Below are 7,827 nucleotides of genomic sequence, written 5' to 3'. Positions count from 1 at the left end.
GCAGTTTCGCAGTTTCGCAGTTTCGCAGTTTCGCAGTTTCGCAGTTTCGCAGTTTCGCAGTTTCGCAGTTTCGCAGTGCATTATACCGATATATTTCACACGGTCAATTTTAATATAACTCTCGAAACATGATTCTTTATTATTACCGAACTCACTCATACATTTCCCTTGCCGTAATATTATTACGTCCTTTTTATTTCGGCGTGGCGAAATACCACGCCGGCTAAGCATAAATTACGTGCTGACGCATTAACGCCGAAAAATGTTCACTGCGTCTGGGTATCAAATATCAGCGTTACCGCGCCTTTCCACGTTGAGCCTGGCGCTTTCACCATCGTTTCTACTCCAGGACGGGAAACGCGGAAATCAAGGTGTGAGCGTCGGTCGGCAATAATGGCACCCGGCGGATCAATCGCTTGCCCATTAACCTCAGTGGTCATGCGCAGATTATTCACATCCGTTCCATTACTTTTAAAACCTGGAAACGTCAGAAAAACATCCAATGGGACGATCTCGTTGGTCTGCGCATTTTGCAATGCACAATTCTGATTGCCACCATCCAGCCCTGCTCCGCACTGCATTTTCACCACGAATGGCGTGGAGGAAGTCAGCAAGAAAGACATCTCTTTCTGTAATAATTCCGGCATATGTTTGCCGTTAATCCATTGACTCCAGCCCCCCCGCGCATCAAGCTTGACATTAAGATCATCACTCCCACCGGGAAAGAAAATATTAAATGCGTGCTTCACGGTCGCTTTCAACTTTATTATTAATTCAGTCTCAGAAGTGCTCTGGGCATGCAAATCAATATCCCTACCATTACCGACAACATAAGTTATCTCACCCTCGTAGGTTCCGGCATACACATTTAATGGGTCTGGAAGTTGAAGAGTATAACCAATGCTGACATCACTGATTCTGACAAGCCCTGCAAACGGATAACGATAATTGAGAAATGCAAAGCAATCAGCTTTGCTCTCCGGATATTGCCAGGCAAATGAAGCGGCATCAGAATTAAGAGTGCTTCCACCAAGCTTTTTACAACCATTACCCGGTATACTCATAACATTCATCGCCATCCCCAGACTACCGGAAGAACCATTGAGGCGTGTATAAGTCACACCAACGAGAACAAGGCGAAAATTGACATTAATGCTGCGGTTAGTCATAGGATCTGTCAGCGTTATTATTTTTGGCGCGCCATCAACAGCCATTGAGGGCTGATAATCCATATAATCGCTGGTATTATTACTATCCAACACTCTTTCTGCTGTTAAATTAGGGATAACGACACTAAAGCCACCAAAAGATGCACAATCATTCCAGTAGTTAGCGCAAAACCCTGTGACTGGCGTAGTATTTACAAACTCGTTCAGCTGCGGCTTGCTAATATCTGCGGAAAATTCGGCAGTGATATCCATTGTGATGGCATAAAGTTGTGATGAGAATAAGGCCAAACAGAACATCACAGATTTCACAGCGATCAATTTGCGCATTTTGCTACACACGGGTAGGAAAAGCATATTTATTATCCTGGTTCGAATATCTGTATCCCTTTCACTCTGCTTATTAACCGCATTCCGTTTCATGTTTTTACTTTCCCTGTCTCATCGCTGTATGTTGTTTCTGCATGCGCCGCTTGCGTCAAGCCATCGCACACAAGATTACCGACAAACCACACATCGTCCTGAGTGCTATGGGGCGCATTCGGATCGAGCTTAATTTCGCAGGTCGCGCCGGAACGCTGCTCAACATTCAGCACCGGGATGCTTTTTTGCATTTCGAGGGTGAATAACCCGTCGGACTCGCTCATCGTTCTGCTGGCATGGTTGACGACATTCGCGCCGCCGAGCGCTTCACCTTTGCTGTTGACGAGGCGGCCCATGACCGTGACCGTTTTCATCACCCGAACGTTATAAGCATTCACGCCGCCGCGAATATGCTGGTAAGAGAGGTATTCCGGCTCAATTTTGAGCGCTGGCGCATCCGTACCGGCAAAATCGAGCTGAATGGTTCCCGGCTTCCAGGCATCGACCGGGACAAAATTGCGCCCTGCTGACAATGTTTTTTGCCCGCCGGGATAGAACGCCAGCAACTGCGCGTTTTGATCGTCCGAATCCACATTGACGATCACCCCGCCGCCCTGGTTGTAAGAAGGCAGTTTAGAGATCGCCACCTCGCCCTTACCGAAAGCCACCAGACTGCCGGTATTAATACCACCGGAAAGACGGCTATCCTGCGTGGAGCTTTGCGCCCAGAAGCTGCCCTGCGCCAGCGCGGTATCAAACTGGTTGGAGGCGCTGACGCCTACGCCATGACGATCGCCCGTCAGCGTGGCCAGCGTCGAGCGAATCGGGCTGTTTTCTCCCCACTGCTGATTGACCGACGCCGAGGTATAGAAATCGCGTTCTCCTTGCGTATCAGTACGGCTGCCCAAGCTGATGTTGCCGCTGCGGTTCTCACTGCCCAGCGAGAAGCTGGCGCTCAGGCTAACGCCCCGGTTACGCAGGCTACTACCGTCGCCATAGGGCCTGTCGAACCCGGCTAAGCGCCAGTTAACCGCCGTTTTGCCGATCATCGTTCGGGTGTTGAAGCCAATATCGACGCCAACGCCGCTGTTGCGGCTGCTGTGGCTGAGACGCCCGGTGATGCTATTAATGCCACTAAAACGCCAGGTGCTTGAAAACGAAGTGGTGTTTTGCTGCGAAGGACGGCTGTCATATTGATACAGCTCGTCGTCCTGCCGATACCAGCTACGGCTGTGGCTCAACGCAACGTTACCCTGCTTGTGAGTCCAGATGGCCTGCGTGTCAAAACCATATCCGGTTACATTGCTGCGCCACACATTGCCATAAAGTTGCAGTGCATCGGCCAGTTGCCAGTCAATGGAACCACCAGCCTGGCGCTCATCGCCGGTTTTTTGTACCGCCATCCCCAGTGTCAGGCGCGGGTAAAGCAGGTAGTTAAGGCTGGCGCCCGCTGCCGGATCACCATTTTGTGAATCCGGATCGCTGTTCCACAAGGTTCGCTGCTGGCCGAAAAAGAGGTTGTAGCGCAGACGCTGGTCGGGGTTGCGCCATGAATAGGGTTTATTGATAGTTTCTGTGGTACGGCTGGTTTCTTTACCGTCTTCCAGTACCCGGATTTCAACTTCATAGATACCCATCGGTAATGACGTGGTATCCAGGACCTGCAAGCCGGGTACCACCGGTTGGGAGTTGATCAGAGAACCGTTGCGATAGATCTCCGCCACGCCTTCCCGGTTTGCCGTGACATAGACCGGATAGAGCGAAGGCGTGCCGCCCTCTTTCATTCGGGTATCGCTACTACCGACCATCACTCCCGCAAGGGTACTGATCCCACCGCCAGGCAGATAAGGCTGGCGTAATAGCCCCTGGCTATCGGGCATAAACAGGCCCGCGCGAAGAAAGTTCTGCTCATATTCACGCTGTGCATATAACGAGGTAATAGCGTGGCGCGACAGCGTATTCTGCCCTTGTGCGCGGCTTTGATCCTGCTGAAACTGGCTGCTCAGCGACCAGTTGCCTATTGCCGCATCCAGCCCGCCGTTCCAGCTCAGTGTCGACTGTTCTTCACTGCCGCTGGCATTAAACTGGTTATTCAAAATGATGCCGGAATCGCCGCCTTCTGGCAGGCTGTACCAGAGATCCTTGCTGGTCATTGCCGCCGGTGTCAGCAAGGCAAGGCTTGCATCGCTTAAACTGTATTCCACCGCCATCAGCCCATCCGGGCAGTCGCGGGTACACTCCCCCAGCGGAACCAGCGTTGAAAACGCCTGTAACCATCGCTGGCGATCTTCTTCTGTATATTCGCTGTCGCTGACATCGGTAAACTGAACAATGCGGGCCTGATTATCTTCCGTCAGCACTATCATCGCATCACCCAGCTTTTTACCATTCAGCGTTACTTTGGCGGACAACGGGGAATTGAAGAAATGCGCTTTAAAATCTTCAGGCATAAGTGCAGTCTGGCTCATTAAAGACTCTGTACGTGCATTGGCTGCACCACTCCCGACACAGAGCAACAGCGAACCCATAATAAGGCGAAAGTGAGACATAGTTTTTTCACAATAAAAAGCAGCGATACAGCCGAAGAAAGGAGGAGAGTCAGACTCTCCTCAATGCAATGACTTTACGTCGATAGCGAAAATTAAGGGGTCGTACCGTCGGTATCGAAGATCATCGTGACGGCCCCAATATAATTACCACCGGCCGGACGTGACGAAAGCGTGCCCTGCTGGCTCACTTCGACGGTTGCCGTTTTTTCCGTTGCCGCTTCAGAATCGTTGTAAAGCTCGACGGCAGTGGTGGAATTCGTCGTCAGTGTTTTACCGGCAATTCTGACGTCCAGGTTAATAACATCAGTGCCATTCGCTGTAGTCAGTGCCGGCTGGCTGCTTAAATAAGCTTTAATATTGCCGCCGGTATTTTTCATTTGCAGCTGCTGAGAGAAAGGATTAAGCGACTGGCCGCCTTCATTCCAGCTCATTTTCTGCGTTTGCGCATCCCAGCCATTTACTGGCGTGATATAGAAATCATTGTCCGGAATCGTGGCTTCAACATTAAAGTCAATTGTCGGTGAAGCTGCGCTGGCACCAAATGTTGCCGCCAGCAGAGCTGCGAGTACTAATTTATTTGTCGATTTCATCTTTATCTCCATTAAATAATGTCATTAGCGACGTAGTTACGAGGAGCTCCCCGTTGAAAGATTTTTTTTCTGACTCCCTTCAGTCAGACTGTAGAGCCAGACTTTATTTTCCTCAGCCGTCCGTTCAAGTTTACTTCCCGGACGTAGCTGGACATTAACAGGTGAACCGCAGTTTTTTAGACTTCTGTCACAGCTCTTAATACCGCTGATAACAACCGAGGTATTGCCATTATTAGAAACAGAAAGTTTGTTATTACTGCTCGCCACCAGAGTATTAAATTTTGTCGCCTCTGGTTGAACAGTAACTATCGTACCAAAGCCCGTTAAAACGGTAACACCGGCATTGATTTGGTCCTGATATGCCTGCATATCCTTATTATCGAGACCAAATCCCTCAGTCTGGTCTGGCACTACCGGAATATAACGTACCCGGTAATATCTTTCTTTATCGCGCGAACCGGTAAACACCAGCCGATTTGTTTGCATACCGTTGGCCGGAATAATCAAACGTGGCGGTGATGAAATGATACCGGTGCCTTTCCCGCTGATTAGCGCATTTTCATCAAGAGGATGTTCAGTGGGTTTGCCGCTGTTTTTATCATAAATAATTTCGCTGACGCTGACCCGGACAAATGCTGTTGCATCGCCAGTATTATATATCCGTTTTGCCAGCGTATTTTTCTGCGCAGAAATATACTCATTTAACGCACCAACATTAATAGCTGGCCCCGCCAGACTGGTATTCACTAGCCCAACGTAAAGCATGGCAAATAAAGCCACACTACCGCTCATGGAAGAAATTTGCATTAGTGTCATCCAGGAAATAATCAATTACACAAAACAGAGGGTGCTTATTACTTATTAAAGTTTAATTTACCGATATACGATAGTCACATAAAAAAGACTTAAAAAAACTTAATTAAGAGCTTAACGTTTTATTTTCAGAAAGATAAAAAAACATGAGCATAAATATTCCACCCATGGAAAATAAGACTAAAACAAAATCAACCAACCCCTAAAGTAAATAATCTTAAATCGCTTTCAGCGACACCTGCCAGAGATTAATTGAAATATGATAATTCTTAGCTCAACAGGCTTTTAAATATAATTAAAAGAGCACAATAATTTTCTATGTTATTAACGAAAACTGTTACTTGAGAATTGCAAAAATGGACCAGGATAATTCACGTTTTTATTCTGTCGGTGTGGTTACAGATTAAGAGTGCGCTATTTCAGCGTGCGCGATAGCCACAACTGATTGCCGCGTACAAGCGGATGCCTGTCGTTGCTGGCGCTATAAACGAAAAAACCCCGACGGCTGGAGAGCAGCGTCGGGGTACATTTCACGGCGGCTGGCATTAAGCCAGAACGGAATTACTGCTGGCTTTCGCGTTCAGCAATAAAGCCCAGTGCTTTATTGATTCGCGCAATGCTGCGGGCCTGGCCAATAGCGTGAACAGTAACGTCCAGCGCCGGAGACTGACCCGCGCCGGTAACGGCAACACGCAGCGGCATACCCACTTTGCCCATCCCGACTTCCAGTTCGTCGGCAGTAGCCTGAATGGCGTGGTGCACATTTTCGGCGCTCCAGTCGGTAATCGCTGCGAGTTTATCGCGCACCACTTCCAGCGGCTGGCGAGCCACCGGACGCAGGTGTTTTTTCGCGGCATCGGCATCGAATTCGTCAAACTCTTCATAGAAGTAGCGGCAGCTTGCGGCCATCTCTTTCAGCGTTTTGCAACGTTCACCCAGCAGTTTCACCAGCTCGAACAACTGCGGGCCGGTACGCGTGTCGATTTTTTCCTGCTCAATATGCCATTGCAGGTGTGTCGCCACATACTGCGGATCCAGCGCATTAATGTAGTGGTGGTTCAGCCACAGCAGTTTATCGGTGTTGAAAGCACTTGCTGATTTGCTCACCGCGCCAAGTGAGAAAAGTTTGATCATCTCTTCGCGGGTGAAGATCTCCTGATCGCCACTCGACCAGCCCAGACGCACCAGATAGTTCAGCAGCGCTTCCGGCAGATAGCCATCATCGCGGTATTGCATCACGCTAACCGCGCCGTGGCGTTTGGAGAGTTTTTTACCGTCGTCGCCGTTGATCATGGAAACGTGCGCGTAGACCGGAACCGGCGCATTCAGCGCTTTCAGGATGTTGATCTGACGCGGCGTGTTGTTGATATGGTCTTCGCCACGAATGACATGCGTGATTTCCATATCCCAGTCATCAACGACAACGCAGAAGTTGTAGGTCGGAGAACCATCAGTACGGCGAATGATCAGATCGTCAAGTTCGAGGTTGCTGAACTCGATCGGACCACGGATCTGATCGTCAAACACCACGGAGCCATCCTGCGGGTTGGCGAAGCGCACAACGCAAGGTTCGTCAGCGGCATGATGCGAATGATCGTGGCGGCAGCGGCCGTCATAGCGTGGTTTTTCACCGTTCGCCATCTGCGTTTCGCGCAGTTGCTCCAGACGCTCTTTCGAGCAATAGCATTTATATGCAGTGCCCGCTTTGAGCATTTCATCAATCACCGCGTTGTAGCGATCAAAGCGTTTGGTCTGGAAATACGGGCCTTCATCCCATTCAAGGTTCAGCCAGTTCATGCCATCCATAATGGCTTCGATTGCTTCCGGCGTGGAGCGCTCAAGATCGGTGTCTTCAATACGCAGCACAAACTCACCGCCGTGGTTACGGGCAAACAGCCAGGAGTAGAGAGCAGTACGCGCGCCGCCAACGTGCAGATAGCCAGTGGGGCTTGGCGCGAAGCGAGTTTTGATTTTCATGAATTGGCCTTACGTTTATTAAAGATGCCGACCGTCGGCAATAGCTTAAAAAAGAGTGGGCGATATTCTATCACTGTGGGCTGATTCCTCAATGTTGTTGCCTCATTGAGCGGTGTATCGCGCTATTTTGTTTAGAAATCATGCTCTCGCGACGTATTACGTAGCGGTTTGTTTAATTTTACGACGAACGAACAATTTATTTAGAAAATGCGTTGACTCATTTTCAACTCTCCCTATAATGCGACTCCACACAGCGGGGGTGATTAGCTCAGCTGGGAGAGCACCTCCCTTACAAGGAGGGGGTCGGCGGTTCGATCCCGTCATCACCCACCACGATTTTTGTGGTTCCCGCAGTGTAGATAAGAATGA

Annotated in this window: 5 protein-coding genes and 1 tRNA gene; 1 reads left to right on the top strand and 5 read right to left on the bottom strand. The window is 49.5% G+C overall.

Annotated elements, in window-relative coordinates:
* Positions 1 to 266: 266 nt before the first annotated feature.
* The 5 genes from DK872_RS07280 to gltX form a co-directional block, all read right to left on the bottom strand.
* On the bottom strand, positions 267 to 1,496 hold the full coding sequence (locus tag DK872_RS07280; protein ID WP_156036559.1) for a hypothetical protein: 1,230 nt from the start codon (positions 1,494 to 1,496) through the stop codon (positions 267 to 269).
* A gap of 89 nt (positions 1,497 to 1,585) precedes the next feature.
* Positions 1,586 to 3,997 (bottom strand): TcfC E-set like domain-containing protein, encoded by a 2,412-nt coding sequence (locus DK872_RS07275; RefSeq protein WP_233218421.1) that lies wholly within the window; start codon positions 3,995 to 3,997, stop codon positions 1,586 to 1,588.
* 173 nt (positions 3,998 to 4,170) lie between these two features.
* On the bottom strand, positions 4,171 to 4,668 hold the full coding sequence (locus DK872_RS07270; protein ID WP_007370921.1) for a CS1 type fimbrial major subunit: 498 nt from the start codon (positions 4,666 to 4,668) through the stop codon (positions 4,171 to 4,173).
* 36 nt (positions 4,669 to 4,704) lie between these two features.
* Positions 4,705 to 5,475, bottom strand: coding sequence for a hypothetical protein (locus tag DK872_RS07265; protein WP_107147370.1), 771 nt, complete (start codon positions 5,473 to 5,475; stop codon positions 4,705 to 4,707).
* Between the two features lie 567 nt (positions 5,476 to 6,042).
* Positions 6,043 to 7,458 carry a glutamate--tRNA ligase gene (gltX, locus tag DK872_RS07260; RefSeq protein ID WP_071921155.1) on the bottom strand — a complete coding sequence of 472 codons (1,416 nt, stop codon included), beginning with the start codon at positions 7,456 to 7,458 and terminating at the stop codon, positions 6,043 to 6,045.
* 257 nt (positions 7,459 to 7,715) lie between these two features.
* Between gltX and DK872_RS07255 the strand changes: the two genes are divergently transcribed.
* A tRNA-Val gene (locus DK872_RS07255) sits at positions 7,716 to 7,791 on the top strand.
* The last annotated feature ends 36 nt before the right edge of the window (positions 7,792 to 7,827 follow it).

The organism is Kosakonia sp. MH5 (genome assembly GCF_009935945.1).
Taxonomy (GTDB): Bacteria; Pseudomonadota; Gammaproteobacteria; order Enterobacterales; family Enterobacteriaceae; genus Kosakonia; species Kosakonia radicincitans.
The sequence above is the reverse complement of the archived record's forward strand: the minus strand, read 5'-3'. Positions and strand labels throughout refer to the sequence as shown.

Coding starts and splice junctions, on each gene's coding strand:
- DK872_RS07280 (WP_156036559.1), bottom strand. CDS start 1,496: ATGCGCAAATTGATCGCTGTGAAATCTGTGATGTTCTGTTTGGCCTTA.
- DK872_RS07275 (WP_233218421.1), bottom strand. CDS start 3,997: ATGAGCCAGACTGCACTTATGCCTGAAGATTTTAAAGCGCATTTCTTC.
- DK872_RS07270 (WP_007370921.1), bottom strand. CDS start 4,668: ATGAAATCGACAAATAAATTAGTACTCGCAGCTCTGCTGGCGGCAACA.
- DK872_RS07265 (WP_107147370.1), bottom strand. CDS start 5,475: ATGCAAATTTCTTCCATGAGCGGTAGTGTGGCTTTATTTGCCATGCTT.
- gltX (WP_071921155.1), bottom strand. CDS start 7,458: ATGAAAATCAAAACTCGCTTCGCGCCAAGCCCCACTGGCTATCTGCAC.